This is a genomic window from Streptomyces sp. NPDC059455 (assembly GCF_042750115.1).
Classification (GTDB): Bacteria; Actinomycetota; Actinomycetes; order Streptomycetales; family Streptomycetaceae; genus Streptomyces; species Streptomyces endocoffeicus.
In genome coordinates, this window is record NZ_JBHYVB010000055.1 from 1 (window position 1) to 24,219 (window position 24,219).

The 24,219-nt window shown below is 68.6% G+C and carries 27 protein-coding genes, 1 tRNA gene and 2 pseudogenes; 12 read left to right on the forward strand and 18 right to left on the reverse strand.

Annotation, left to right across the window (positions count from 1 at the left end):
* Positions 1 to 530: 530 nt before the first annotated feature.
* Entirely contained in the window at positions 531 to 1,484 is a 954-nt protein-coding gene (locus ACFXB5_RS20880) for a LysR family transcriptional regulator (RefSeq protein ID WP_385209922.1), read from the forward strand.
* A gap of 65 nt (positions 1,485 to 1,549) precedes the next feature.
* Here the strand turns inward: ACFXB5_RS20880 and ACFXB5_RS20885 are convergent, their stop codons facing one another.
* Positions 1,550 to 2,245 carry a glycoside hydrolase family 11 protein gene (locus ACFXB5_RS20885; RefSeq protein ID WP_385209924.1) on the reverse strand — a complete coding sequence of 232 codons (696 nt, stop codon included), beginning with the start codon at positions 2,243 to 2,245 and terminating at the stop codon, positions 1,550 to 1,552.
* Positions 2,246 to 2,732: 487 nt separating this feature from the next.
* On the opposite strand from ACFXB5_RS20885, the gene ACFXB5_RS20890 reads away from it, so the two are divergent.
* From ACFXB5_RS20890 to ACFXB5_RS20905, 4 genes are all read left to right on the forward strand, one after another.
* On the forward strand, positions 2,733 to 3,359 hold the full coding sequence (locus ACFXB5_RS20890; protein WP_385209927.1) for a DUF4232 domain-containing protein: 627 nt from the start codon (positions 2,733 to 2,735) through the stop codon (positions 3,357 to 3,359).
* A 225-nt stretch (positions 3,360 to 3,584) separates the two neighbouring features.
* Positions 3,585 to 4,310 carry a DUF899 domain-containing protein gene (locus tag ACFXB5_RS20895; RefSeq protein WP_385209929.1) on the forward strand — a complete coding sequence of 242 codons (726 nt, stop codon included), beginning with the start codon at positions 3,585 to 3,587 and terminating at the stop codon, positions 4,308 to 4,310.
* 89 nt (positions 4,311 to 4,399) lie between these two features.
* Positions 4,400 to 4,867: a GNAT family N-acetyltransferase gene (locus ACFXB5_RS20900; RefSeq protein ID WP_385209932.1), complete on the forward strand. Its 468-nt coding sequence runs from the start codon at positions 4,400 to 4,402 to the stop codon at positions 4,865 to 4,867.
* Positions 4,868 to 4,975: 108 nt separating this feature from the next.
* Complete coding sequence (locus tag ACFXB5_RS20905) at positions 4,976 to 5,932, forward strand: redoxin family protein (protein WP_385210037.1); 957 nt, start codon at positions 4,976 to 4,978, stop codon at positions 5,930 to 5,932.
* A 120-nt stretch (positions 5,933 to 6,052) separates the two neighbouring features.
* Here ACFXB5_RS20905 and ACFXB5_RS20910 read toward each other — a convergent pair whose 3' ends face one another.
* The 4 genes and pseudogenes from ACFXB5_RS20910 to ACFXB5_RS20925 all read right to left on the reverse strand — a co-directional run bounded on the left by ACFXB5_RS20910 (position 6,053) and on the right by ACFXB5_RS20925 (position 10,684).
* Positions 6,053 to 6,691 carry a response regulator gene (locus ACFXB5_RS20910; protein ID WP_385210040.1) on the reverse strand — a complete coding sequence of 213 codons (639 nt, stop codon included), beginning with the start codon at positions 6,689 to 6,691 and terminating at the stop codon, positions 6,053 to 6,055.
* 5 nt (positions 6,692 to 6,696) lie between these two features.
* Positions 6,697 to 7,895 (reverse strand): annotated as a pseudogene (locus ACFXB5_RS20915) (sensor histidine kinase).
* A gap of 5 nt (positions 7,896 to 7,900) precedes the next feature.
* A complete protein-coding gene (locus ACFXB5_RS20920) occupies positions 7,901 to 10,147 on the reverse strand; it encodes an MMPL family transporter (RefSeq protein ID WP_385209935.1) in 2,247 nt (748 codons plus the stop codon).
* Between the two features lie 84 nt (positions 10,148 to 10,231).
* Positions 10,232 to 10,684 carry an Lrp/AsnC family transcriptional regulator gene (locus ACFXB5_RS20925; protein ID WP_385209937.1) on the reverse strand — a complete coding sequence of 151 codons (453 nt, stop codon included), beginning with the start codon at positions 10,682 to 10,684 and terminating at the stop codon, positions 10,232 to 10,234.
* 114 nt (positions 10,685 to 10,798) lie between these two features.
* On the opposite strand from ACFXB5_RS20925, the gene ACFXB5_RS20930 reads away from it, so the two are divergent.
* Positions 10,799 to 11,491: a LysE family translocator gene (locus ACFXB5_RS20930; protein WP_385209939.1), complete on the forward strand. Its 693-nt coding sequence runs from the start codon at positions 10,799 to 10,801 to the stop codon at positions 11,489 to 11,491.
* A 55-nt stretch (positions 11,492 to 11,546) separates the two neighbouring features.
* Here the strand turns inward: ACFXB5_RS20930 and ACFXB5_RS20935 are convergent, their stop codons facing one another.
* The 4 genes and pseudogenes from ACFXB5_RS20935 to ACFXB5_RS20950 all read right to left on the reverse strand — a co-directional run.
* Complete coding sequence (locus ACFXB5_RS20935) at positions 11,547 to 12,293, reverse strand: FG-GAP repeat domain-containing protein (RefSeq protein ID WP_385209942.1); 747 nt, start codon at positions 12,291 to 12,293, stop codon at positions 11,547 to 11,549.
* A 69-nt stretch (positions 12,294 to 12,362) separates the two neighbouring features.
* Complete coding sequence (locus ACFXB5_RS20940) at positions 12,363 to 13,037, reverse strand: DUF4232 domain-containing protein (protein ID WP_385209945.1); 675 nt, start codon at positions 13,035 to 13,037, stop codon at positions 12,363 to 12,365.
* A 176-nt stretch (positions 13,038 to 13,213) separates the two neighbouring features.
* Positions 13,214 to 13,792, reverse strand: coding sequence for a cyclase family protein (locus tag ACFXB5_RS20945; RefSeq protein ID WP_385209948.1), 579 nt, complete (start codon positions 13,790 to 13,792; stop codon positions 13,214 to 13,216).
* A 32-nt stretch (positions 13,793 to 13,824) separates the two neighbouring features.
* Positions 13,825 to 13,941 (reverse strand): annotated as a pseudogene (locus ACFXB5_RS20950) (helix-turn-helix transcriptional regulator); the annotation flags it as partial.
* Between the two features lie 561 nt (positions 13,942 to 14,502).
* Here ACFXB5_RS20950 and ACFXB5_RS20955 point away from each other — a divergent pair.
* Positions 14,503 to 14,973: a cation:dicarboxylate symporter family transporter gene (locus ACFXB5_RS20955; protein WP_385210043.1), complete on the forward strand. Its 471-nt coding sequence runs from the start codon at positions 14,503 to 14,505 to the stop codon at positions 14,971 to 14,973.
* Positions 14,974 to 15,054: 81 nt separating this feature from the next.
* Positions 15,055 to 15,990 carry a hydroxymethylbilane synthase gene (gene hemC, locus ACFXB5_RS20960; protein ID WP_385209951.1) on the forward strand — a complete coding sequence of 312 codons (936 nt, stop codon included), beginning with the start codon at positions 15,055 to 15,057 and terminating at the stop codon, positions 15,988 to 15,990.
* A gap of 53 nt (positions 15,991 to 16,043) precedes the next feature.
* Here the strand turns inward: hemC and ACFXB5_RS20965 are convergent, their stop codons facing one another.
* The 6 genes from ACFXB5_RS20965 to ACFXB5_RS20990 all read right to left on the reverse strand — a co-directional run bounded on the left by ACFXB5_RS20965 (position 16,044) and on the right by ACFXB5_RS20990 (position 18,806).
* The gene (locus ACFXB5_RS20965) at positions 16,044 to 16,169 is read right to left on the reverse strand and encodes a hypothetical protein (protein WP_385209954.1); all 126 of its coding nucleotides are present in this window, start codon (positions 16,167 to 16,169) and stop codon (positions 16,044 to 16,046) included.
* Positions 16,170 to 16,475: 306 nt separating this feature from the next.
* The gene (locus ACFXB5_RS20970; RefSeq protein ID WP_385209957.1) at positions 16,476 to 16,829 is read right to left on the reverse strand and encodes a hypothetical protein; all 354 of its coding nucleotides are present in this window, start codon (positions 16,827 to 16,829) and stop codon (positions 16,476 to 16,478) included.
* Between the two features lie 337 nt (positions 16,830 to 17,166).
* Positions 17,167 to 17,568 carry a PIN domain-containing protein gene (locus ACFXB5_RS20975; RefSeq protein ID WP_385209960.1) on the reverse strand — a complete coding sequence of 134 codons (402 nt, stop codon included), beginning with the start codon at positions 17,566 to 17,568 and terminating at the stop codon, positions 17,167 to 17,169.
* Positions 17,565 to 17,813, reverse strand: a complete 249-nt coding sequence (locus ACFXB5_RS20980) for a hypothetical protein (protein ID WP_385209963.1) — start codon at positions 17,811 to 17,813, stop codon at positions 17,565 to 17,567. Before ACFXB5_RS20980 ends, ACFXB5_RS20975 begins: the two co-directional genes overlap by 4 nt.
* A 379-nt stretch (positions 17,814 to 18,192) precedes the next feature.
* The gene (locus ACFXB5_RS20985) at positions 18,193 to 18,456 is read right to left on the reverse strand and encodes a hypothetical protein (protein ID WP_020869786.1); all 264 of its coding nucleotides are present in this window, start codon (positions 18,454 to 18,456) and stop codon (positions 18,193 to 18,195) included.
* Positions 18,453 to 18,806, reverse strand: a complete 354-nt coding sequence (locus ACFXB5_RS20990; RefSeq protein WP_385209966.1) for a hypothetical protein — start codon at positions 18,804 to 18,806, stop codon at positions 18,453 to 18,455. Before ACFXB5_RS20990 ends, ACFXB5_RS20985 begins: the two co-directional genes overlap by 4 nt.
* A 496-nt stretch (positions 18,807 to 19,302) precedes the next feature.
* On the opposite strand from ACFXB5_RS20990, the gene ACFXB5_RS20995 reads away from it, so the two are divergent.
* Both ACFXB5_RS20995 and ACFXB5_RS21000 read left to right on the forward strand, forming a co-directional pair.
* Positions 19,303 to 19,563 carry a CopG family transcriptional regulator gene (locus ACFXB5_RS20995; RefSeq protein ID WP_086884284.1) on the forward strand — a complete coding sequence of 87 codons (261 nt, stop codon included), beginning with the start codon at positions 19,303 to 19,305 and terminating at the stop codon, positions 19,561 to 19,563.
* Complete coding sequence (locus ACFXB5_RS21000; RefSeq protein WP_161560575.1) at positions 19,560 to 20,003, forward strand: PIN domain-containing protein; 444 nt, start codon at positions 19,560 to 19,562, stop codon at positions 20,001 to 20,003. The genes ACFXB5_RS20995 and ACFXB5_RS21000 overlap by 4 nt, the downstream gene beginning before the upstream one ends.
* Before the next feature lie 190 nt (positions 20,004 to 20,193).
* On the opposite strand, the gene ACFXB5_RS21005 is transcribed toward ACFXB5_RS21000, so the two are convergent.
* Positions 20,194 to 20,267: transfer RNA gene (locus tag ACFXB5_RS21005), tRNA-Gly, on the reverse strand.
* 598 nt (positions 20,268 to 20,865) lie between these two features.
* Between ACFXB5_RS21005 and dcd the strand changes: the two genes are divergently transcribed.
* Both dcd and ACFXB5_RS21015 read left to right on the forward strand, forming a co-directional pair.
* Positions 20,866 to 21,441: a dCTP deaminase gene (dcd, locus tag ACFXB5_RS21010; RefSeq protein WP_201854089.1), complete on the forward strand. Its 576-nt coding sequence runs from the start codon at positions 20,866 to 20,868 to the stop codon at positions 21,439 to 21,441.
* Positions 21,442 to 21,446: 5 nt separating this feature from the next.
* Entirely contained in the window at positions 21,447 to 21,944 is a 498-nt protein-coding gene (locus ACFXB5_RS21015; RefSeq protein WP_385209970.1) for a phosphoribosyltransferase, read from the forward strand.
* Between the two features lie 109 nt (positions 21,945 to 22,053).
* Here ACFXB5_RS21015 and ACFXB5_RS21020 read toward each other — a convergent pair whose 3' ends face one another.
* Both ACFXB5_RS21020 and ACFXB5_RS21025 read right to left on the reverse strand, forming a co-directional pair.
* The gene (locus tag ACFXB5_RS21020) at positions 22,054 to 23,010 is read right to left on the reverse strand and encodes a Yip1 family protein (protein ID WP_385209973.1); all 957 of its coding nucleotides are present in this window, start codon (positions 23,008 to 23,010) and stop codon (positions 22,054 to 22,056) included.
* A 287-nt stretch (positions 23,011 to 23,297) separates the two neighbouring features.
* Positions 23,298 to 24,219 (reverse strand): FG-GAP repeat domain-containing protein (locus ACFXB5_RS21025; RefSeq protein WP_385209976.1); only part of this gene is annotated, 922 nt, incomplete at its 5' end.

Sequence of the window (24,219 nt, forward strand, 5' to 3'; positions counted from 1 at the left end):
ATCGACAGTCTCCTCGTACATGGCAACCCTCGAGCGGGCAGGCCTGGTACAGGCCACACGGGTCGGCAAGTGGATCCACTACAAACGCAACGAGGACACGCTGTCGCGACTCGCGGAGATGCTCCGCGGCACATAGCGACGATCACGAAAGGGCGCCACGAGGCGACCAACGGCACACGGCACACCAGACTCCTCGCGACATCGCGGGCGTGACTGAGGCAGGAACCAATCCCTGCCTCTGCGATCCTCGAAGCCTCGCTTTCCACGCTAGCCGCGATCATTCCCCCAGGCATCGACCAGGGCGGCGTGTTCCACCAGATCGATCAAGCACTTGGCGACCGTTGCCCCCACCTGAAGTAGGAAGAGCCGGATTAGATCGATCAAGCACTTGGCGACCGTTGCCCCCACCTGAAGTAGGAAGAGCCACAAAACCTCGCAGGTCGTGCCGGTTCGGGTAGGCCCTCATCCTGCTGAGGAGCTCCGTGCTGCCACAATGGGAACTTCGGCACGGAATCATTGCTCGAAATGGAATGATGCTGGTGAACAGCCCGGATCCGGTCATCGACGCCAATCTCGCCATCGCGCTGGACGCTCTGCTGGCCGAGCAGAGCGTGACCCGCGCCGCCGCCCGTCTGCACACCTCGCCCGCCGCCATGAGCCGCACCCTCGCCCGGCTGCGCCGTGTCCTCCAGGACCCCCTCCTGGTCCGGGCCGGACAGACCATGGTCCCCACCCCACGCGCCCAGGCCCTGCGCGAGGAAGCCGCCACAGTGGTACGCAGCCTCGGAGCGCTGCTCAGCCCCGGCGTGAGCGTCGACCCCGCCAGCCTCCGCAGCACCTTCACCCTCCAGGCCGCCGACCTGGTCGGCGCGGCACTGGCCCCCGGGCTGCTGCGACTGGCCCGGCGGGAGGCGCCGGGGGTCTCGTTCCGCATCCGGGCCGAAGAACTGGAGGCCGGACCCGCGCTGCGCGATGGCCGGATCGACCTGGAGATCGGATCCATCGATCATGTGGACCCCGAGACCCAGGTCGAAGAACTGGTCAGCCTCCGAATGGTCGCGGCCGTCCGGCCCGGCCATCCACTCACCGAGGGGCCGCTGACCCCAGCCGGGCTCGCTGCCGCCCAACACGTCGTGGTCAGTCGCCGCGGCCGGTTCACCGGCCCCCTCGACACCGCCCTCGCCGAGCTGAACCTCCACCGGCGGGTCAGCGTCGTCCTCCCCAGCCACCTGGCCGCGATGACCCTCGCTGCCCGCAGCGACCTCGTCTGCCTCGTCCCCGCCGCACCCCCCGGCGCGACCCCCTCGCCCCTCACCCACGACGCCAACGCCCTCGGACTGCACCTCCTCGACATCCCCCTGGCGCTGCCACCGCTGACCATCGGCATGGCCTGGCACCCCCGACACACGGCCGACGGCGCCCACCGCTGGCTCCGCGACACGGTCCGCCGGACTCTCCGCACACCGACCATCGACCCCGAGTGAAGCCCCAGGCGGTTGGCCTGGGGCTCTGTGATGGTGGCACGGGATCGTCGGGTCGGACCGGAATGTCATCCGCTCACTGTGAGATTCGAATTCCCGCTGCTCTGATATCCCTCAGTCGCGAGGATCATGTAGTACTTGAAGGTGCCCAGACCCATTCCGGACCGGGCCCATGCGTCGAAGTGATTGCCCGTGGTGATGGTTCCGCCCGTTTTCTTCGACTGCCGGACGCTCCAGTACTGGTTGAACGTCCGGATGCCCTCGACCGAGGGGGCGTTGTAGCGCGTCGTCTGGTAGATGTCGTACGTGCCGCCATCGCTGGTGACGGCGCCCTTGTACGTCCCCGTGGGCCGGTATGTACCCCAGTTGTCGACGACGTAGTACTCCACGAGCGGGTTTGAGGTCCACCCGTAGAGACAGAGATATCCATTGCCGGACGGGTTGAAGCTGCCCGAGTACTGCACGTTCCTGCGTCCGCCGTTGCTCCAGCCCTTACCGCACACGAAATTCCCGCAGTTGGTCCATGAGGCCCGGTAACTGCCGCCTGACGACAGCGTCATGGAGACCGACCCACCGCCGTCGGTCCAGAACGAATAGTAGAAGCCGTTGTTGGTGCCGGTTTGGTTCGTGGTGATGGTCGTGTCGGCGCTCGCGGTTCCGATGCTGGGCAGCGTCAGCCCGGACGTGACCAGCGTCAGGGCGCCGGCTCGGCCGATTAAGTTTCTGCGGCTGATCGGCCGGGCGGGGGTGTCGTCCCGGTGCATGTTTCCTCCTCCTCGGTTGTGGTGGGGGCCTGTTGGTGCGGACAGTGTTGGACTGGCACTGTGGGGTGTCAACAGTTTCCGCAAGGATTACGGAAACTCTGTTGTGGTCGGTGATCTCTTGAGAGGGAGTATTTCCTGTTCAACGCCTCTTCTCATTGATCGAATCCAGGAATGATCGATGAGAGGGAGAGATGTGAGATCATTTCTGAGACCCCTTCATTGAAAGTTTTCGGAACCCTTCCGGATCAACTCGACGCCTGCGGGGCCGGTCCGGACGAAGAGGACGATGCCGTACATGACATAACTCGCGCTCATATCGAGCGGGTTCGTTCCACAAGGCGGTCGGGGCGACGAAGTGCCTGGTCAGAGCATTGCCAGCCTGTTACCAGGCCGTTAGTGACGCGGCAGTGGATCGTCAGCGTCGACTGACAGTCTTGTTGTCACGACCCCGGGGGACGGGGTCGAAGCCCACGACAACAGGGGACCCATGTCTCGCCGCAGCACCACTCTTCGCCATGCCCGCAAGGCCGCCGCCGCGGCCGTCGTCGCTGTCGCCGCGTTCGGTCTGACCGCGTGCCAGGACAACACGGACGCCGGCGGAAGCTCCCCCTCCTCGGCCGCGAGCGACTCCTCGGACTCCGGTTCGTCGGACGGGGGCTCGTCCGGTTCGGCCGGCGGCGACCAGGGCAATGGCGGTGCGGGCGGCGGTGGCGGCGCCGGTGCGGGCGCCTGCAAGACCTCGCAGCTGGGGTTCAGGAGCTCGCACGGCATGGGTGAGGGCACGCTGATCGTCGACCTCAAGAACAACGGGTCCGCCCCCTGCACCCTCCAGGGCTTCCCCGGCGTGGACCTCAAGAGCAAGAACGGCTCGATCAGCGCCGAGCGCAGCGACATCGCGGCGCCGAAGACCAAGGTCAAGCCGGGCGAGGAGACCCGCTTCACGCTCTACTACCCGCCGAACAACTCGGGCGGCAGCGGCGAGACCTTCACCACCCTCGTCGTCACCCCGCCCAACGAGACCCACTCCCACTCCCTCCCCGTGAGCATCAACGTCCCCGTCACCGACGGCTCCGGCGACGCCATCAAGGTGGACCCGGTCGGCACCGGCAAGTAGGCGCGCACAGCATGGCATCCCCAGGCCGCTGGCCTGGGGATTTGCTATGAGCAACGAGTACGGGCAACAAGACTGCCTGATCGATCGAACGTTCGACTTCCGGCGCACCGGCGTGCGCCCTCGCCCACGACGGCCGACCCTGGATGGCGGGGGCGGTGGAGCGTGGATGGCGGGGGCGGTGGAGCGTGGACCGGACTGGAACCGGACGGGAAGGTGAACGTCACGATGGAGACACCCGCGATCGTTTCGGCGCAGGAGTGGGAGGCCGCGCGTCAGCGGCTGCTCGAGGAGGAGAAGCAGCTGACCCGCGCCCGTGACGCACTGGCCGCCAAGCGTCGGCGGATGCCGTGGCTGGCGGTGGAGAAGGCGTACGCGTTCGACGGCCCCGAGGGCAGGGTGAGCCTGCTCGACCTGTTCGCGGGGCGTCGTCAGCTGATCCTCTATCGCGCCTTCTTCGAGCCCATCGTGTACGGCTGGCCCGAGCACGCCTGCCGCGGCTGCTCCATGGTCGCCGACCACGTCGGCGACCTCGCCCACCTCAACGCCCGCGACACCACCCTCGTCTTCGCCTCGCGTGCCCCGCAGCCGGAGATCGAGCAGGTGAAGGCGCGGATGGGCTGGACGATGCCCTGGTACACGATCACCGACGACTTCGACGCCGACTTCGACGTGGACGAGTGGCACGGCACGAACGCGTTCATCCGCGACGGCGACCGCGTGTTCCGCACCTACTTCATCAACGCCCGCGGCGACGAGGCGCTGGGCAGCACCTGGAGCTACCTCGACATGACCGCGCTCGGACGGCAGGAGACATGGGAGGACTCGCCCGAGGGCTACCCCCAGACCCCGCCGTACGAATGGTGGAACTGGCACGACGCATACGGTGCCCCCGAGCCGGCCCCGGAATGGCTGGCCCAAACGCGCCGCGGCCCCCGAGGCCAGCCCGCTTGACCTCCGGGGCCCCGGGGCCGGCCCGCCTGACCTCCGCGGCCCCCGTGACCAGCACACATTGACGTCCGTATGCCGCACACTGTGGAGCCATGGACCACCACCTCCGCCCCGCGACGGCCGCCGACGCCGACGCCGTGAGGGCCGTCATCGACGCGGCATACCGCCCCTACGTCGCCCGGATCGGGCTCCGCCCGGCCCCCATGGACGCCGACCACGCGGCCGACATCGCGGCGGGCCGCGTCTTCGTCACCGGCGACCCGGTCGTGGGCGTGCTGGTCCTGGTGGCCGAGCCCGACCACCTCGTCCTGGAGAACATCGCCGTACACCCCGACGCCCACCGCCAGGGTGTGGGCCGGCACCTGCTCACCTTCGCCGAAACCCACGCACGCGCTCTCGGCCTCCCGGAGATCCGGCTCTACACCAACGCCCTCATGTGGGAGAACCAGGAGATCTACCCGAGGTACGGATACGAGGTGACGGAGCGCCGCCGGGACGGCCAGTACGACCGCGTCCACTACCGGAAGCGCGTAACCGAGCCGGCGCCCGACGAGCGGTGAAGGGGCAGCGGCGGGGTCGCCGCCGACGGAGCACCGCCCAGCGGTATCGGCACCTCGACTTGACCTTACCCTCAAGGGCAAGGTTTAGCGTTCTTCGAGGTGAGAGACGTGCGAATCGGTGTGCTGGCCCGGCGGGCGGGTGTGACGACCAAAGCGGTGCGCTACTACGAATCGCTGGGGCTGCTGACGCCCGAGCGGCTGGCCAACAGCTACCGGGACTACGGCGAGCACGATGTGCGGCTCGTGCGGGAGATCCGGGCGCTCAGCGAGCTCGGGCTGCCCGTGGAGCGCACCCGGCCGTTCCTGGACTGTCTCACCGTCGGCCATCGGCACGCCGATGACTGCCCGGCCTCACTGGCCGAGTACCGGGAGGCGATCGACGAGCTCTCCCGGCGCATCGCGGGGCTCACCGCGCGCCGGGCGGCGCTGATCACACATCTGCGGCAGGCCGCCCACCGCAACAGCCGTGTCCCGGCCACCGACGAAGGAGAACGCCTGATGACCGACTACCTGAGCCTGCCGCCCGACCTGCCCGTACCCGAGGACGACGGTGCGGCCGCCCATCTGCCCGGGACGTCCGCGCCGCCCCTGGAAGCGCACAGCACCGGCGGTGCGACGGTCCGTCTCGACGCCCTCGGCCCGGGCCGTACGGTGATCTACATCTACCCGCTCACCGGCCGTCCGGGCACCGACCTGCCCGAGGGCTGGGACGCGATCCCCGGGGCGCGCGGCTGTACCCCCGAGGCGTGCGGCTTCCGTGACCACTACCAGGAGTTGCTCGCGGCCGGTGCGGTCCGGGTGTTCGGGCTGTCCAGCCAGGAAACCGACTATCAGCGCGAGGTCGTCGAGCGGCTCCGCCTGCCGTTCGAGATGCTCTCCGACCCCACGCGGAGCCTGGCGCGGACGCTCGGTCTGCCGACGTTCGAGGTGAGCGGGCTGACGCTCTACAAGCGGCTGACGTTGATCATCCGCGATGGCACGATCGAGCACGCCTTCTATCCGATCTTCCCGCCGAACGAGCACGCCGATCAGGTGCTGACCTGGTTGCGGGAGAACCCTCTGTAGATGGGCTCTTCGAGGACGTCACGGCGAACCTCTCGGTGCCGCTGGTGGTCTACGACAGTGAGCCCTGCGCCGTGGGGTTGGGGACGGCCCGCGTTCCGCGGGTGCCGACGGCCTCGTCCGCTAAGGCCGTTCCAGGATCCCCCGCTCCATGGCCACCACCACCGCCCTCGTCCGGTCGTTCACATCGAGCTTGGCGAACAGCCGGAGCAGATGCGTCTTCACCGTGGCCTCGGCGATCACGAGGCGGCGTCCGATCTCGGCGTTGGTGAGACCGTCCGCCACGGCGTTGAGGACGTCGGTCTCGCGCTCGGTCAGCGGGTCCTGAACGGGCCGCCGCATCCGCGCGACCAGCTTCTCCGCGACCCGGGGGGCGAGTACCGTCTCGCCTCGCGCCGCCGCGTGGATGGCGTCGACGAGCTGATCGCGGGTGGTGTCCTTGAGCAGATAGCCGATGGCACCGGCCTCCACCCCGCGCTCGATCTCCGTGTCGGTGTCGTACGTGGTCAGGATCAGCACCCGGGTACGGGGATACCGGGCGACGATCTCGGTCGTCGTCGCCACCCCGTCCAGCACGGGCATCCGCAGATCGACCAGGGCCACGTCGGGGTCGTACCGCTCGACGAGTTCGAGCGCCGCGCGTCCGTCCCCCGCCTCGCCGACGATCTCGATGCTGTCCTCGGCGGCGAGCAGGGCGATGACCCCGGCCCGCATCACGGTGTGATCGTCCACCACGACGATCCGCACACCGACCTCGCCCATGTCCCTCATGCCTCCACCTCGCCCGCCATGGGGATCATCGCCAGGATCCGTGTCCCGTCGCCCACCGAACTCGTCACCGTGAGCCTCCCGCCCAGCTCCGCCAGTCGCTTGCGCATGCCGTCGAGTCCGAAGCCCGTCGACTCCCCGACCAGGAACCCGGTTCCGTCGTCGGTGATCTCCAGCTCCACGCCGTGCGGACGCCGCGCCAGCACCACGCCGACCATGGACGCGCGCGCGTGTTTGCGCACATTGGCCAGGGACTCCTGGGTGCAGCGCAGCAGCGCGATACGGGTCTGCTGGTCGCACTCGAGGTCTGCCAGGTCGGCGTCCACCGCCAGTCCGGTGTCCTCCGCGAAGCGGTCCAGCGTACGGCGCAGGGTCTGCGCCACCGAGCCGCCCGCACCTGGCCCGGACCCGGCTGCCGCGCCGAGCCGACCAACTCCCGGGCCTCGGTGAGGTTTTCCCGGGCGGTGGACTCGATCGACCGCAGTTGCTGGGCGCTGGTCGCCGGATCGTGGTGAATGCCCGCCTGGGCCGCCTCCGCGAGCACGATGATCGACGCGAAGCCCTGCGCGAGCGTGTCGTGGATGTCCCGTGCGATGCGTTCCCGTTCGTCCGCCGCGCCCTGCCGCTGGTGGGCCTCGGACAGCTGCGCCTGCGTACGCTCCAACTCCTCGATCAGCCGGGCCCGTTCACTGCTCTGCGCGACGACCGAGTGCGCCCACAGGCCGATCAGTACGCCCACCGCGACCACGATCAGGGTGGACACCATCGTCTCGCCGAAGAACTCGGCGGTCCAGCCCTGCCGGATCAGACTCCCGGCCAGCGTGGCGCCGGTGGCCAGCCCGAGGAATCCCATCGAGACCCGCGGTGTGCGCCCGAACATCCAGTAGTGCGGCAGCGTCACCATGAACAGCGCCGCGTAGCTGCTGCCCAGATAGGCCAGTCCGCCGAGCGCGAGCACGAGCGCCGAGAGATAGACCCGCGGCCGTATGACACGGTTCCCCGGGAAGCGGTCGAGCACCGCGTAGCACAGCACCACGCAGCTGAGCAGCGCGAGCGCCTCGTACTTGCTCCCGCTGGCCGGGACCGTCGTCACCAGGCCGACGGCCATCGCACCGAACAGCACCCAGCACACGGCGTTCCACCGGCGCAGCGACGTGGCCCAGAAGGAGTCGGCCAAGGGGGTGGCGAGAGCGGTCATACCGATCAACGTACGTCGACCGCCGGTCGTCCGTCGGCCGTGTCGGCCGAAGCCGCCGCCATGCGCCCCGCCGTCCGACCCGGCGCCCGTCCCGCCGTCCGTCCCGGCGCCCGTCCCGCCGCCCGCGACGGCCACCAGCTCGCCTCACCGAGCAGCAGCATCGCCGACGGAAGGACCATGATCCGGACGATGAAGGCGTCGAGCAGCACGGCCGCCGCGAGGACGAAGCCGATCTGCTTCATCTCGATGATGTGGAGGAAGACGAAGCTCACGAAGACGGTCGTCATCACCACCGCCGCACTCGTCACCACACTCGCCGACCTCCGGATGCCGTCCAGCACGGCCTGCCTCGTGGCCGCGCCCGCGAGTACGGCCTCCCTGATCCGGCTCACCACGAACACCTGGTAGTCCATCGAGAGCCCGAAGAGGATCACGAAGAGGAACAGCGGTACGCGCGATCCGATCGAACCGGTGGAGTGGAAGTCCAGCAGCCCCTCGGCCCAGGTCCCCTGGAAGACCAGGACGAGCAGACCGAGCGCGGCCGCCGCGGACAGCACGTTCAGCAGGACCCCGATCAGGGCCAGCACCAGCGACCGGAACGCGTACGCGGTCATCGCGAAGGTCACCAGCAGCAACGCGCCGAGGACCAGCGGGAGTTTGCCGTTCTGGTGCGCGGGATAGTCGGCGTACCGGGCGACGTCGCCACTCACTCCGAACTCCGCCCCGTCGACCCGGCCGACGGTCGCGGGGAGGTAGTCCTCACGCAGGTGGTCGAGGGAGTCGTACGCCTGGTCGGAGTTGCCCAGGTGCGGCACCTTCAGCTCGAGCGTACTGATCCGGTGGTCGGCGGAGGTCCGCACCCGCGAGGCGCCGGCGAACAGCGGGTCGGCGTCGGCGCGTCGGGCCAGCTCCCGCAGAGCCCCGCCGACCTCGCCGGATCGCGCGGCGTCGGCACGCACGACGACCTGGTGGGTGACCCGTTGGTCTGGGAACGCCTCGTTGAGCCGGTCGTACACCCGCATGGCGGCGATGTCGCGGGAGTGGGTGTCCCGGCTCATCTCCGTGATCTTCAACCCGGCCAACGGGATGACGAGCGCGAGCAGGGCGAGAACGGACACGCACAGGGTGGCCAAGGGGTGTCGGCTCGCGGGGCGCAGCAGAGCGGCCCATACGCGGCCACCGCTTTCGCTCCGGGGCCGGCGCGCGGGCTTTCCCCGCTCGGCGCGGCGCCGCGCCCTGCGCTCCTCCCGTTCTCCGAGCTTGACGAGCATCGCGGGCAGCGCCGTCAGGGAGCTGGCCACCGCGACCAGGACGACCACGATCGTGCCGGTGGCCAGCGAGGAGAAGATGACGTCGGAGGCGAGATACAGCGTCGCGGTGGAGGCCACGACCGCGAGCCCGGAGATCACGACGGCCCGGCCCGAGGTGGCCGCGGCCAGGTCCACCAGCGCCTCGGAGCTCAGCCGGTCGCCCGAGCGGGCGCGCTCCTCGCGCTCCCGTTTGAGGTAGAAGAGCGTGTAGTCGACGCCGACCGCGAGGCCGATCATCAGGATGACGTTCGTGCCGACCCCGGCGTCGGGGGACACCTGTGAGGCCACCATCGAAAGCCCGATGGCCGCCGCGATCGACGACAGCGCGAGCAGCAGCGGCACCCCCGCCATGGTCACGGAACCGAAGACGACCAACAGGGTGATCAGGGTGATGGGAAGCGTGATCTTCTCGGAGAGCGCCAGGTCGTCGCCGCGCTGCTCGTCGACTCCCTTGCTGATGGAGGGGCTCCCGGTCTCCTCCAGCCGCAGCCCCGGATACGCCTTCGCCACGGCGTCCGTCTGTCCGGTCACCGCGTCGACCTTGTCCTTCGCGTCCCGCTCCTCGCCCTTCAGCGCCACCTCGACCATGAGGATCCGGCGATCCCCGGACGGCAGCGGGTCGGCGACGCCCGCGACCTCGGGCAGCCGCTCCATCCGGGCGGTCAGATCCCCGGCGGCGGCTTCGGCCGCGTCCCGGTCGAGGGGTCCCGACCGGGCGGAGATCAGCACCTGCTCGGTGGCCCGGCGCTCCAGACCCCCCTCGGCGGCCATCGCCTCCGCCCGCCCGGCCTCGCCGACCCGGTAGTCGGCCGTCGTCGCGCTGTGTGTCCCGACGGCACTGCCGGCCCCCAGGCACAGCGCCACGAACACCAGCCAGCCGACGATGGCCCGCCAGGGGTGCCGAGCGCTCCAGCGCGCCATGCGCACAGTGAGTGATTTCATGCCGGAAAGCCTTGCTGGCGGGCGCAGTTGGCCGACAGAGGTACCCGGTTGAACTTCCCGTCCACCGATCGGTGGACGGCCCGGCTACTCGGGCAGCGGCCGGTCGTGGACGACGTGCTTCATGACGAGGGTGGAGTTCAGCCGCTGGACGCCCGGGAGCCTGGCCAGCTGCTCGTCATAGAGCTGCTGGTAGGCGGCCAGGTCGGTGGTGGCGACGCGCAGCAGGTAATCCGGTTCGCCGAAGAGCCGCTGCGCCTGGATGACGTGCGGGATGGCGGACACGGCCGCTTCGAAGTCGGTGACGGTGTCGGCGTCCTCCCAGCCCAGGGTGGCGAAGACCAGGGCCTCGAAGTTCAGGCCGACGGCGGCCGGGTCGACGATGGCGCGGTAGCCGCGGATGGCGCCCTCGCGTTCGAGGTCCCGCAGCCGGCGGTGGCAGGGCGAGACACTCAGCCGCATGCGAGCGGCCAGCTCGGTGACCGTCAGACGGCCGTCCATCTGCAGCTCGGTAAGAATTTTCCGGTCCAGGGCATCCATGGAGAAGATTCTCCCTCAGCCGATGCGATGACCGAGTGAAGAAGCAAACATTTTCGATCAAATCGCGCCTAATCTTCCTCTCGGAGTGGCAAGAAATATGAGAGGGATCGATCAATGGACGCGACGACGGTGGCGGCTTTTCTGGCGGTGGACCTGCTGCTGGTGTTCACCCCGGGCGCGGACTGGGCCTATGCGATCGCGGCCGGGCTGCGGGACCGCTCGGTCGTCCCCGCGGTCGCCGGGCTGATAGCCGGATACGTCGGGTACACGCTGCTCGCCGTCGCCGGCCTGGTGGTCATCGTGGCGAGCTCGCCCACCACCCTCACCGCGCTGACCGTCGCCGGGGCCGCTTATCTGATGTGGCTCGGCTGGGGAGTGCTGTCGCGACCGGCGGTCCTGAGCGCGTCGGGCGTGCCGGGCGTGCCGGGCGGGTCAGGTGCGTCGGGTGGGCCAGGCGCGTCGGACGCGTCAGGCCGGTCGACGGAGGCCATGGCCTCCTCACGGTGGCGGATCGCGCTCAAGGGGGCGGGCATCAGCGGGCTGAACCCGAAGGCGCTGCTGCTGTACTTCTCGCTGTTCCCGCAGTTCATCCGCCCCTCGGACGGCTGGCCGGTCGCCGCCCAGACCGGACTGCTCGGCACGCTCCACATGGCGGCGTGCGCCGTCGTCTACCTCGGCGTCGGCGTCCTGGCCCGCACCGTACTGACGACGCGGCCCTCGGCAGCCCGGGCGGTGACCCGGGTCTCCGGTGCCATGATGATCGGCATCGGCGGTCTACTGCTGGTGGAACGCCTGGCAAGCACCTGAAGCCGGACGCCGCCGGTGCCCCACAGGGCCCGGCGGCGCCCGGCCGCGGTCAGGATCAGGAGCAGGACTCGAAGAACTGCTTCCAGCCGTCGCTGGGCATGGCCGGCGGCTCGGCAGTGGACCCGAACTCGCCGTACTTCTCCTTCAGCGCGTAGTCGAAGTCCCCCGGGCCGCTGCCCGCGTACGACAGACGCACGTCCCGATCCAGCTGCCCGTCACCGGAGTTGTTGAGGATCGCGAGGTCCGGGTACGGGTCGTCGCCGTAGTTGGCGATCCGGAGCTGCTGGACCTCGCCCTGGTCGCCGATGTCGGAGTGCCGGGAGTCGGCGGAGCCCAGGTTCGACCGCTTGAGCGGGCCGGGGCGGTACTCCGCGACGCGCGCGGTCGAGGGGTCGTCCCCGTCGGCCGGCTCGACGATGTTGACGACCATGTCCAGGGTGCCGTCGTTTTGGAAGTCGGCGACCGCGGCGGTCGCGACCTCCCCCTTCTTCGCGCCGAGAAGTTCGCTGACGGACTGCTTCGCGCCGAACGAGCCGTCCGCCGTCCCCCACTGGATCGTCATCTTGGTGCCGGTGTGCCCAGGATTCGAGATCTTGTCCGGGTGGCCGTCGCCGTCGAGATCACCGATCAGCGTCGTGGCATCGGCCAGACACGGACCCGCCGCCTTGGTGACCTTCCCCGACTGTCCCGCACCGCCCGAGGGTGACGACCCGGCCGCACTGGCGTGGTAACCGGCGACAGTCAGGGTCAGGGCGACAGCCGCGATCGGCGCGGCGATCAGACGTGACCGTTTGCGAAGCATCTACGAACTCCTCATGTCGTTGCTGCGAGAAAACCGCGGCGCAGAGCCTCCTCTTACGGGTCTTACGGGCTACTGGTCCGTTCCACCGAAGGGGACGGCATCCGCCGCGGAGGTGTGCCAGTTGGTGACGATGGGCTCGTCGACGGTGATGGTGCCGACCGGCAGGGAGACCGGGTTGGGGTCCTCATCACCGATCCCGACGATGATGCTGTCCAGCTCCTTGCCACCGTTTTCCTTGGTGGTCTTCGGGTTCACCCCGGCGTAGGCGGTCGTTCCCTTGCCCAGCGTGATCGCCGGCCCAACGGCCTGCTCCGCGGGCCCCGCCTCGGTACCGTCAGACCCGAAGGCCACCGTGGGAAGCGCGGCGGGCAGAGTGCAGGTGATCCCCGGCTTGGCCTTCGCGATGACCAGGATGTACCCCCCGGCCTGCGTCTCGGACCTGGTGCTCCAGGAAATGTCGTTGGCCCCGCACGCCTGCCCGACCTTGCCCCGCTCACCGTTCCCGGTGTCGGCGCCGGAGCCATCCTGGGACCCCTTGTCCTTCCCATCGGAGGATCCGGCCTCTGAACCAGAGGCGTTGTCCTTGCCGGTATCCGCCCCGGTCGTGGCCTCGGCGGAGGCGGACGAGTCACTGGACCCACTGCTCGTGTCCTCGTCGGACTGGCAGGCGGTGGCAAACATCGCGGCCGTCACCAGCAGGCTTGCACCGGCGAACGTACGGATCCGGGAGCGGTTGATAAGCATGGAATGACCCTCTTCGTCATCAGCGGAGTACTGCGCCCGGCGACGTTTCGCTCGGTGTGCCACCCACCCTGCCGGTGACCGCTACCGTTCCATTAGCGCCCCACTAACGAACCGCTGACGCACCATCAGCCAGCCGCGCTCGCATGGGTCGTTGTGGTGAGGCGGTGTCGTGTTCGTCAGCGCAGAGCGGTGGCGTTGGCGGGAGAGCCGACGCCACCGGTGAGGTTGAGGGGCTTGACGGTCAGCAGGCTGGTCCAGCGGCCGGTGGCCCGGCAGTCAGCGGCCAGAGCGGTCAGGTTCCACAGCTCACCCAACGGCAGGCCGAGCTTGGCGATCAGTTCCTGATGCATCATGCCGCCGTCCTCGGGTGCGCTGGCGTGGAAGTCGCTCTCGGGCACCACGGGGAGGACTTCGACGGCGAAGGTGTCCGTGGCCAGCAGGGCGATGCGGTGATCCCAGCACCAGGCGGCGAAGTCCCGGGACTGTACGAACCCGGTGGCGCGCCGCTCGGCGCGCACCGCGGCTCGTGCGCCGGGTTCGGCCGTGAGGTACCAGTGGGCCCAGCCGGTGTGGACGAGAACCAGATCGCCGGGTTCGACACGGCAGTGCTGTGCCTCGAGCGCCGCGTCGAGCAGGTCGGGGCCGAGGGCGGGGCCCGCCGTATGGTCGAGCGGCGTGCCGCGGCCCCGGAGGAGGCCGTCGATGTCGATGAGGTGTGCGCGCCCGGCCAGCGGGGTCTCGGCCCACAACTGCACGCCCAGGCGTGGGCTTCGCGGCGCGATCTCATCGTCCGGTCGTTCACATCGAGCTTGGCGAACAGCCGGAGCAGATGCGTCTTCACCGTGGCCTCGGCGATCACGAGGCGGCGTCCGATCTCGGCGTTGGTGAGACCGTCCGCCACGGCGTTGTAGAAGCCGTGCCCGGAGGCGCGGCGGTGGCGCAAGCCGTCGATCTGGCTGCTGGCCTGGAGGAAGAAGCCCTCCAGGACATCGTCGCGGGCCTGCTCGTGTTTGGCGGTGATGCGGTGGTGGGGGATGCCGCGGGCCCGGGACATGGGCGGGTCGAAGGCGTCGAGCGCGTAGTCGAGGTTGAAGGCACGGCCGCCTTGGACCTCTTGTGCCGCCCGCCGGATCTGTTCGGGGCCCGCGAAGTTGGCCATGCCGCGTTCGGGCTGGTCCGCGAAGAGGTACCAGCTGGAGCCGGGCGGGGCATCGGTGCGCCGCAGCAGCTCGTCGTAGGTGAGGTGAGGCAAGGGGTGGGTCAAGGGCTGGGACAAGGGCTGGGACAAGGGGTGGGACAAGGGGAGAGGCGCTTTCTGCTCAGGGACAGCGGGCGGCGATGGCGTCGGCCGCCCGGCGTACTTCGGTGCTGACGCGCGGGTGGTCGGCGGTGGGCAGGTCGCCGCTGGGGCCGGCGACGCTGAGCGCGTTCCAGCGAGGCCGTCCTGCCCCAGCTGGTACGCAAGCTGGAGACCCTCGGCGTCGGCCGCCCCGTGGTCGGCATCGTCATCCCCTCCGGGTTCTCCTTCAACCTCGACGGCTCCGCGGTCTATCTGACGATGGCCTCCATGTTCCTGGCCCAGGCGGTCGGCATCGACCTCTCCTGGCAGCAGCAACTCGTCATGGTGGGCGTCATGATGCTCACCAGCAAGGGCACCGCGGGCATCGCCGGAGGCGCGTTCATCGTCCTGGCCAGCACGGTCACGGCACTCGGCCACATCCCCCTGGCCGCCCTCTCACTCATCGTCGGCGTCGACCGCATCCTCAACGAGGGCCGCGTCTTCATCAACGTCCTGGGCAACGCCGTCGCCACCATCGTCATCGGCAGATGGGAGAACGACTTCGACACCGACACGGCTCGCTCCGTGCTCCACCCCTCCAAGCCACCACAGCCGGCCGCAATCGAAGAGGCCAAGGCCGAAGCAGGCAGGAAATAACCCGACGATGGGTCGGCAAAATGGCACATCAATGGCGAGTACGATGATTTGACGGTCCATCACCGTCAGGAGTTGATCGCCGTGGATACGTACCTTGTGGGCTCACGCGCAAGCAAACTGGCCAAAGCTCAGGTGCGTGAATACCTCGCCCCGCTACGTGAACGATTCCCCGATACTGTCTTTACTCACCGGGTGATCCTCGAAGGCGGCGACAGGGACCGGAAGTCGCCGCTTTCAGATGTCTCCACTGTGAGCAGCAGCAGCGCATTCAGTACCGAGCAGGAAGCCGCGCTGGCTCGTGGAGACGTGGACGTGGTCATCCACTCCATGAAAGACCTTCCCACCGCGAATCCACCGGGCCTCATTCTGATGCCTCCGCCAGGGCGGGAGGACGCCCGCGATGCCCTGTGCGGGTCCACGCTCGCCGGACTCCCCAGGGGCGCGCGGGTCGGGACCGGGGCCCAGCGGCGGATCGCCCAACTGCTGGCGGTGCGGCCCGATATCGAGGTCGTGCCGATTCGGGGTAACGTCCCGCCGCGGTTGAAGAAGATCGAGACCATGGGGCTTGACGCCGTGGTTCTCGCGGCCGCGGGACTTCGCCGCCTCGGCCTGGATGGCGCTATCGGCGAGATTCTGCCAGTCGATCTCTTTCCGCCCTCGCCGGGTCAAGGAGCCCTCGGAATTCAGGTCCGAGAGGACAGCAAGGCGATTCAGGAGATCCTGTCCACTGCGGGAGATCTCGCAGTGGACGCCCAGGTACGGGCCGAGCGCGCATTGCTGGCCGAACTGCACGGCGGATGCAGCGTGCCCGTGGGAGCTCATGCGGAGGCCCGCACGGACGGTTCTCTCTCGCTTCGCGCGCAGGTGACGTCACTCGACGGGACCCGTCAGATTTCCGGCTCGCTTTCCGGATCGTTCGGAGAGCCAGAGAAGCTCGGGGAGGCCCTGGCCACAGAGCTCATCGGCCAGGGCGCGCGCTCCATCCTCGACGAGATCCGGGCCGATGCCGCGATTTAGCCACTCAGTCGCCAGGCGCAGATGTCGATAGGGGTGAGGCTATGGCCGGCGAATTACTTGTCGGCGTACCGCTGGACGCGTCCGAGCGAGTCGGCGAACATGCGACGGTCGAAGCCCGCGTCGTTCTGCGTGGCGAGCCCCATGAGCCGTTCGCGGATACAGCCGGCCTGCAACAGCACCCCGCGACGTCGATGGCGCCGCGGACCTCGGCTCGGGTGAACAGCGCGCTGATCTTGCCTGCGGCGACGTCGTCATGGTGGGATACCGGGCCGAGGTCGGGACCTGCTCGACGGCGTATCCGGCGGCTTGGTAGGCGGTGGCGATCCGCTCTGCGGCTACTCCATCTCGCGGCTAGCCCTCACGAACGGGGCGAAGAGGCCCACGTCATCACTGACTCGGTTGACGATGTGCTGGGCCCTGGACTGCGTAGCCGCCCGCGAGGGCGTATCCGTAGTCCTTGGCGAGCGCGTCCAGGTCGATGCGAATCAGTTGGCGGTGCAACTCGTCCACTGGGCAGCGGCTGTCGCCGTGCTGGACTCACGGAGATCTGGGAAGCGCGTTTCCCATGCGGCCCTGACCGGGAGGGGCAGGAACAGGTCGTGCCATACCTGCCGCAGAGACGTCGCGTGCAGGTACGCGTTGAGGCCATCGCGCGTCTGGGCCTCGCGGATGACTCGCTCGTACATCAGCCGGAAGTCTGCCTCGTCGGCCAGGTCGTAGACGTAGTGCGGTCCCCAGCCGATGTGGCGCGGCAGCGTGACACCACCGGCCGTGGGCCCGCCCAACTCGGCGAGCGACTCCGGCAGCACGTACGGCTTCGCCGCTGCACACTTGCTCAAGGCTCCAGCATGCCTGATGGGGCCTGTCGCAGGGAGTGCGCTACAGAGTGAACGCCGACTGCGAGGCGAGCGGAGAGGTCTGGGCAACGGACAAGGTCCAGGTCGCTGACCTGGACCTTCGCTATGGAGCGGGCGACGGGAATCGAACCCGTGCTCTGAGCTTGGGAATCACCGGGTGATCGACACTGATCATGCCGCTGACCAGCATGAACGAGTGTTGGCTGTGGGCTGGTGCGCCCGCCGCAGCACCCGTCATTGACCGCTGCCTACCGCTCTATCTGGTGCGGATCTGGTGCGTCGTCCTCCACGCATCTGTCTGTCCTAAGGGGCCCGCGCCTCATAGGGCGATCAGTCGCACGCGGTCATTGCAGAGCTTGGCCATGTCGTCGGTGTCGGAGGTGAGTACGGCGACTGGGGACGGCTGGCGTAGTGCTGCCTCGGCGACGGTGGCGTCGAGCGCGTATTTGTGCCCGTGCAGTCCTGCTGACTTGAGTAGTTCGGCGGCTGCCTTGGCCGCCTGTTCGGTGACGGGTTCGACCTTGACGCGGGAGAGGGCCCAGTTCAGGCGTGGGAGGTTCACTCGCGAGTGGCTGACTTCGACGATGGTGTTGGCGCTGATGACGAGATCGGCTCCCATCCCGTGGAACACCTGGAACATCGCGAGAACTTTGCGGTCCTGGGCAACCCAGGCGGACAGTCCCTGGGAGTCCAGGACGACGGTCTCAAGGCGTGTGCTCACGCGGCGTCCGTGCGGCTGGCACGGTCGGTGGTGCCGAAGATCTTGGCGCGGGCTTCGGCGAGCTCTTCGTCTGTGAAGGCGCCTTGTTCCTCCTGATGGCGCCGCAGATCGTCGCCGAGGAGTTGGTGGCGGATCTGGCGGGCCACCGCTTCGGCCACGTAGCCGGACACGTTGTCCGTGAGCTTCCTCAGCTCGGCGACCTGCTCGGTGGGCAGGGTGACGGTGATGCGTGTTGTGGCGGACATGAGACGAGCATACTCCAGTATGCGTTTGATCGAAGCCCGGCTGCGAACGGCTGTCCCTGTGAAAACCAAACAAGGCCGAGGTCGCTGACCTGGGCCTTCGTCGTGGAGCGGGTGACGGGAATCGAACCCGCGCTCTGAGCTTGGGAATCACGTGGCGGTCGGTACTGATCACGCCGTTGACGAGCGTAAACGGGTGTTGGCGGCAGGCTGATGTGCCCGCCGCAGCACTCGTCATTGACCGTTGTTCACCGCTCCATCTGGTGCGGATCTGGTGCGGATCTGGTGCGGGGGACGCTACGTGCTTGCTCAGGAGGCGTCCTGGCTCACCCTGCGGCAGCCTAGCGGCCAGATCGCATGCGGGTTGGCGCCGTGCCGCTAATCAGCCGAGCCATGTGACGCGGGTGATCACAACAAGTTCGAGCCGCTCCAGGGCCATGAACATGAAGAAGCCCCGACCTCCGAAAATGTCCTGTGTCCGGAGACCTCCGCCGTGCGGGTTTCCGCGCCCGACGTCGACCGCGTCGCGGCCCAGGACCGTCAGCTGCTCGGCCAAGCGCTCAACCTCAGCCACGACTTCATGCGACAGGCCGCCTACGACATGCTCGGCATCGGGGTCGTAGTCCCAGGTCCAGTTATCGCTCACGCGGAGATCTCGCGCTGTGCCAAGTCTGTGATCTGTCGCATCTCGGCGAGTGCTGAACGCAGGGCCTCGCGGTCCGTTGCTCCTTCCGCTACAGCTTCCAGTTCACGCAGGCGAGCCGCTCGCGTGGGGTAGCGCTCGATGGCAACGAATTCTCCCCACCACAGCAGGAAGGTGCGCAGCGGAGCGATGGTGCTCTGAGTGGCTGCTTGTTCGACCGCGCGGTCGAGGTGCTCGACGAAGGAAGGCAACTGGGCGGGGGCGATCTGGGCGACGGCTGCGCGGAGCGCTGCCGGAGTGAGCGCCGGCATGGGGATCAGGGGCCCGTCGGGGGCAGAGGGCTGCTCGGTCATCGGAACGTCTCCTGGGCGGCGGTCTGCGTGATCATCGTGAGCCTGGCCGTTGTTGCGGACGCTGGGCTGAGCCTACGCCCGCGCCTCGTCCGTCACACAGCACCCGACGCGTCTCGATCGCTTTGGCCCAAGTGTGATCGCGTTGTGCTGGATCTTGGTGCACCGTGGCGAGTTGCCGGAGACGCCAGCGGCCTCGGGGAACCAAGAAGCCCCGGGCTGGTGGCCTGGGGCTTTGTGCTGGAGCGGGTGACGGGAATCGAACCCGCGCTCTGAGCTTGGGAATCACGGGGCCTGGTGGGCGCGGAACCGGCTCTCACCTGCTGGAACGGGTGCTGTGCCGAGTCCCGTCCGGGCTGGCCCCACGCCGTCATTGACCGTGGTTCGCCGCTCCAGCGGGCACACATCGGGCACGGCCGAGACGGGGCGACCAGCGTGGTACGCCGAGGAGATCGAATGTCGGAATACACCAATTTGGTACATGTGTTACCCTAGGTACATGTCCATGAAGCGCACCAATGTCTATGCCGACCCGGAAGACCTCGCCATCATCAAGGAGGCCGCCAAGCGTCGCGGTATCAGTGAGGCCGAGATCATCCGGCAGGGTATCCATCTTGCTGCCATGGCCAATCGCGTGTGGGACGAGCCGTTGTTCTCTCGCACTTTCCCCGGCCCTGGGCGCACTCTTACCAAGGGCGAGGTGCGTGATGTCGTTGCTGACGCTGCCCAGCGCGAAACCGGTTCAGGAACTGCTGCGTGATCGTCGTCATCGCTGACACCTCCGGCCTGCTGGCAGCGCTCGATTCCACGCACCCGGAGCATGACGCGGCACAGGAGGCCATCATGGCTGCCGGGCTGCTCGTCATGTCTCCATTGCTGCTTGCTGAGCTCGACCACGTGGCAACCCGCGAACTCGGCCGCGAGGCCGCAGTGAGCGCGATCGACGACATCCGGGGCTGGATGCGACGCGGCCGGGTATCCGTACCGGAGATTACTGAGGGCCACCTCGGCATCGCCCAGACCGTCCGATCCCGCTACCTGGCGCTCGACCTGGATCTTACCGACGTGGTGAACGTCGCCCTGGCGGCCGACTACGACACCGACGCGATCCTCACCCTGGATCGCCGAGACTTCCGCGCCGTACGCCCCCTCGGCCATCACAAGGCCTTCCGCGTCCTGCCTGATGATCTACCCCTCTGAAGTCCCACACGTGCTGCCGAGGGCCTCGAAGGACAGTCCGCCCTCTCCCGTGCGGAGTTGTCCACCCGTGCCGGGTCGGTGTTCCCACTCGGTTGGAGAGACGAGGCCTTCTGGCGCGGATCTGGTGTAAGACGCTTAGCGCGGTCTAGACAACAAACAAGGCCCAGGTCTCTGACCTAGACCTTCGCTATGGAGCGGGTGACGGGAATCGAACCCGCGCTCTGAGCTTGGGAAGCTCATGTTCTACCATTAAACTACACCCGCGAGAGGCGCCCGATCTCTGGCGCCGCATCGTCGGACACTTTACCCCATGGCTGACCCCCGGCGCATTCGTCGTGGGGTCTTCGTGCTGTTCGGGGTCCGGTCGGGGGCGGGATGGGGGCGAGGCGGGGGTTGAGGTGGGGTGGGTTCGGGGGTGTTTTGAGGGGGATTTGGTGTGGTTTTGGGGTGGATTTTCAGGGGTGTCCGTGGGGTGGAAGCGGCTGTTGGGGTGCGGGAGTTGGGCGTACGGTGGGGGTCCGGAGTGCCGCGTGGAGCAGTGGGTGGTTGATCCCCTAATGTGGCTTTTGTCGTCCACGCCGTCCACGTTCTTGGGGAAGGGACTCATGGAGCGCACCGTCGTCCGTTGTGCTGAGGGGCATGTGTTCAGCACCTCCTCGTTCCCGATGCAGCACCTCACCGTCGATCGCATCGGCCCCGGCCGGTTGCTGCGGTGTCCGCGTTGCGCTCGGCTCCGGCACGCGGTGCCGGTGGGAGCCGATAAGCGGTGAGCGGTAGCTGTTGAAGTCGCAGGGTGCGGGCCCGGTCCGGTGGGACCGGGCCTGCGCCGTGGGGGCACCTGTGATGTGCGTATCCTCTTCAGGTGCTTCTCTCAGACAAGGACATCCGGGCCGAGATCGACGCCGGACGGGTGCGGATTGATCCGTACGATCCGGCGATGGTGCAGCCGTCGAGCATCGATGTAAGGCTGGACCGGTTCTTCCGGGTGTTCGAGAACCACCGCTATCCGCATATCGACCCGGCGGTGGAGCAGCCCGATCTGACGCGGCTGGTGGAGCCCGAGGGGGAGGACGCGTTCATCCTGCACCCGGGGGAGTTCGTGCTCGCCTCGACGTACGAGGTCGTGTCGCTGCCGGACGACATCGCCTCGCGGCTCGAGGGGAAGTCGAGTCTGGGGCGACTGGGGCTGCTGACGCACTCCACGGCGGGGTTCATCGACCCGGGGTTCTCCGGGCATGTCACGCTCGAGCTGTCGAATGTCGCGACGCTCCCGATCAAGCTCTGGCCGGGGATGAAGATCGGGCAGCTGTGCATGTTCCGGCTGACGTCGCCCGCGGAGCATCCTTACGGTTCCGCCCGTTACGGCTCCCGCTATCAGGGGCAGCGCGGGCCGACGCCTTCGCGGTCGTACCAGAGCTTCCACCGGACGAAGGTGTAAGCGGCGTGGGTGAGCAGCGGGAGAACCTTACGTACGAGCGGTTCGGAGTCGCGGTTCGCGAGCTGGCGGAGCAGATCGCCGGTGATGGCTACGAGCCCGACGTCGTGCTCTCCATAGCCCGTGGCGGGGTCTTCGTGGCGGGTGGGCTGGCCTACGCGCTCGACTGCAAGAACATCCACCTGGTGAACGTGGAGTTCTATACCGGTGTGGGGACCACCCTCGACATGCCCGTGATGCTCGCGCCCGTGCCCAACGCGATCGACTTCTCCGACAAGAAGGTGCTGATCGCCGATGACGTGGCGGACACCGGCAAGACGCTGAAGCTGGTCCGTGACTTCTGCCTCGGCACGGTCGCCGAGGTGCGCAGCGCGGTGATCTACGAGAAGCCGCAGTCGCTGGTGAAGTGCGAGTACGTCTGGCAGCGCACCGACCAGTGGATCAACTTCCCCTGGAGCGTCGAACCGCCCGTGGTGCGGCGGGAGGGGCAAGTGCGGGACGCCTGACACAAGCCATGACGCATCAGAACGCATGAGACGCATGAGATGGGGGGCCCGCCGGTGCGGGCCCCTTGGTCATGCGGCCTGTGGTGCGGGCCTTACGGCGTTCCCAGCTTCACAGCGTTCCCAGCTTCAGCAGGCTCAGCAGAGCGATCAGCTGGAGCGCCGACGCGCCCAGCGCCTTCTGCCACGGCAGGTCGTGCGACTTGCTCACCATCGAGGTGAAGAGCGCGCCCGCCGCCAGCCAGGTCACCCAGCCCAGCACCTTCACCAGCGAGCTGTCCCCGCCCAGGAAGAGCGCGAACACCAGCCGTGGCGCGTCCGTGATCGACATGATCAGCATCGACAGGCCGATGGTCGGCCCCCAGGTGCCGTCGCCGCCCAGCTGGCGGGCGAGGGTGTGGGTGACGGCGCCCAGGATCAGTCCACTGATCACCATGGCGACGCCCGCGGTGAGCACCCACGGGATGCTGTTGGACATGGGGGCGTTGAGGACGTCCTTACGGGCGTCATCGAAGCTGAAGACCGCCAGCAGACCGTAGACGAAGGTCACGATCAGCGCCGGGCCCCACACCGCGTAGTCCCGCATCTGCCAGAAGGTCGCCTGTGGGCGCAGCACGATGCCGCTCAGCAGCTGCTGCCAGTGCAGCCGGGGGCCGGCGGGCGGGGCCGTGGAGGAGCCTGCGCGGTACGTCTGCCCGCCGTAGCCGTCGTCGTACGAACCGGGGCCCTGGCCGTACGGGTCGTACGCGTCGGGCCCCTCGCCGACGCTGAACTGCTGTGTATGGCCCGAGTTGTTGTTGTCGTACGTACCGCCGCCCTGTCCGTACGGTCTCTGCCCCTGGCCGTAGCCTCCGGGGCCGGGGCCCTGCCCGGGCCCGGGGCCGTAGTGCGGGTCCTGGCCGCCGAAATACTCCGGCTCTCCCTGTGAGGAGGGCTGCTGCCACTGCGGCTGCTGCTGACCGCCGTACGGGTCGTTCTGTCCGTACGGCGGCTGCGACGGCCGCTGCCGCTGCCCTTGTTGCGCGGAGTGGGAGTCCCGTCCGCGTCCGATCCTGAATCCAGCCACCATTCGAACGTACCCGGTCGTCGCGGGCCGGGTGCGGGAGCTGTGTGAGCGGACCAGGCATTGCGGCCGAGCTGTGACATCCCCTAGGGGGTCCCTTATGGGTTTTCCCCCGGTGGTGGGTGGGGTTCGCCGGGGGGAGGGAGGGGGCTGGCGTTGGTCCCGCCCGGCGTTGGTCCCGCCCGGCGTAGGTCCCGCGTTCGCCCGTCTTGGGCCGTGCCCTGGGCTGCGTCTTGGGCTGCGTCTTGGGCTGCGTCCTGGTCCGCGCCCCAGTTCGCGTCCCAGTCCGTGTCCTAGTCCGCCGCGAACGGCTTGCTGCTGAAGGCCGTCTTGTCCGCCGTGCCGTCCGTGATCCACCACCACTCGGGACGTTCGCCGTACCGCGAGAAGGTCAGACCGGGGCCCCACGCCAGGACGACTTCGTCCTTACCGTCGTGATCGAAGTCCGCGACGCCGTAGAGCCGGGCCGCGCGCTCGCCCTTACGGATGGTCTTGCCGTCCACGACGGCGGGTGCCGCGCGGGTCAGGAGGCGACGCTCGGCGACGCGGGTCGTGGCGGGGCGGGAGCCCCGCAGGGTGAGCAGTTCGACGCCGCCCCGCCCGAGCGAGACGGCCAGTTCATCGGTGCCGTCGCCATCGGTGTCGGCGGCCGCCAGGGTGCCCGACATCCCGGGCACCTTGAGGGGGCGCGGAACCGAACCGGCCGTCCGTGCCGCCCCCTTGTGGTAGACGCTCACCGTCTTGCCGATGTCCGGCCGCTCCGTCTCCACACCCGGCTCGTCGTCGCGGGTGCCGCTGTCGCCGACCGCGACATCGCGGTGGCCGTCGCCGTCGAAGTCGCCGAAGGCGATCGAGTTGCCCTCGCGCAGCCTGCGGCCCGTGTGGCCGAGGCCGTGGGACCCGGCGGCGAGGAGGGTGGAGCCGGACTGGTCGTTGTCGTTGAGCGCGTGCACCACCAGATCGGTGGCGCGGTGGCCGTCGGCGGTGTCCGCGATGGTGTCGGCGATGAGATCGCCGATCTCGCCGTGGCCCTCCAGCGGGCTCGCGTACGGCACGGTCCGGGCGGCCCTGCCCGCCCGGTTGAACGGCCCGTACAGCACCAGGAGCGAGTGCCGGGGCGCGCGGGCCAGGGCCAGGTCGGGGTGGCCGTCGCCGGTGAAGTCGCCGACGGGCGGGGGCGGGGCGTGCACGCCGGCGTCCGGGCCGGGCAGCTGG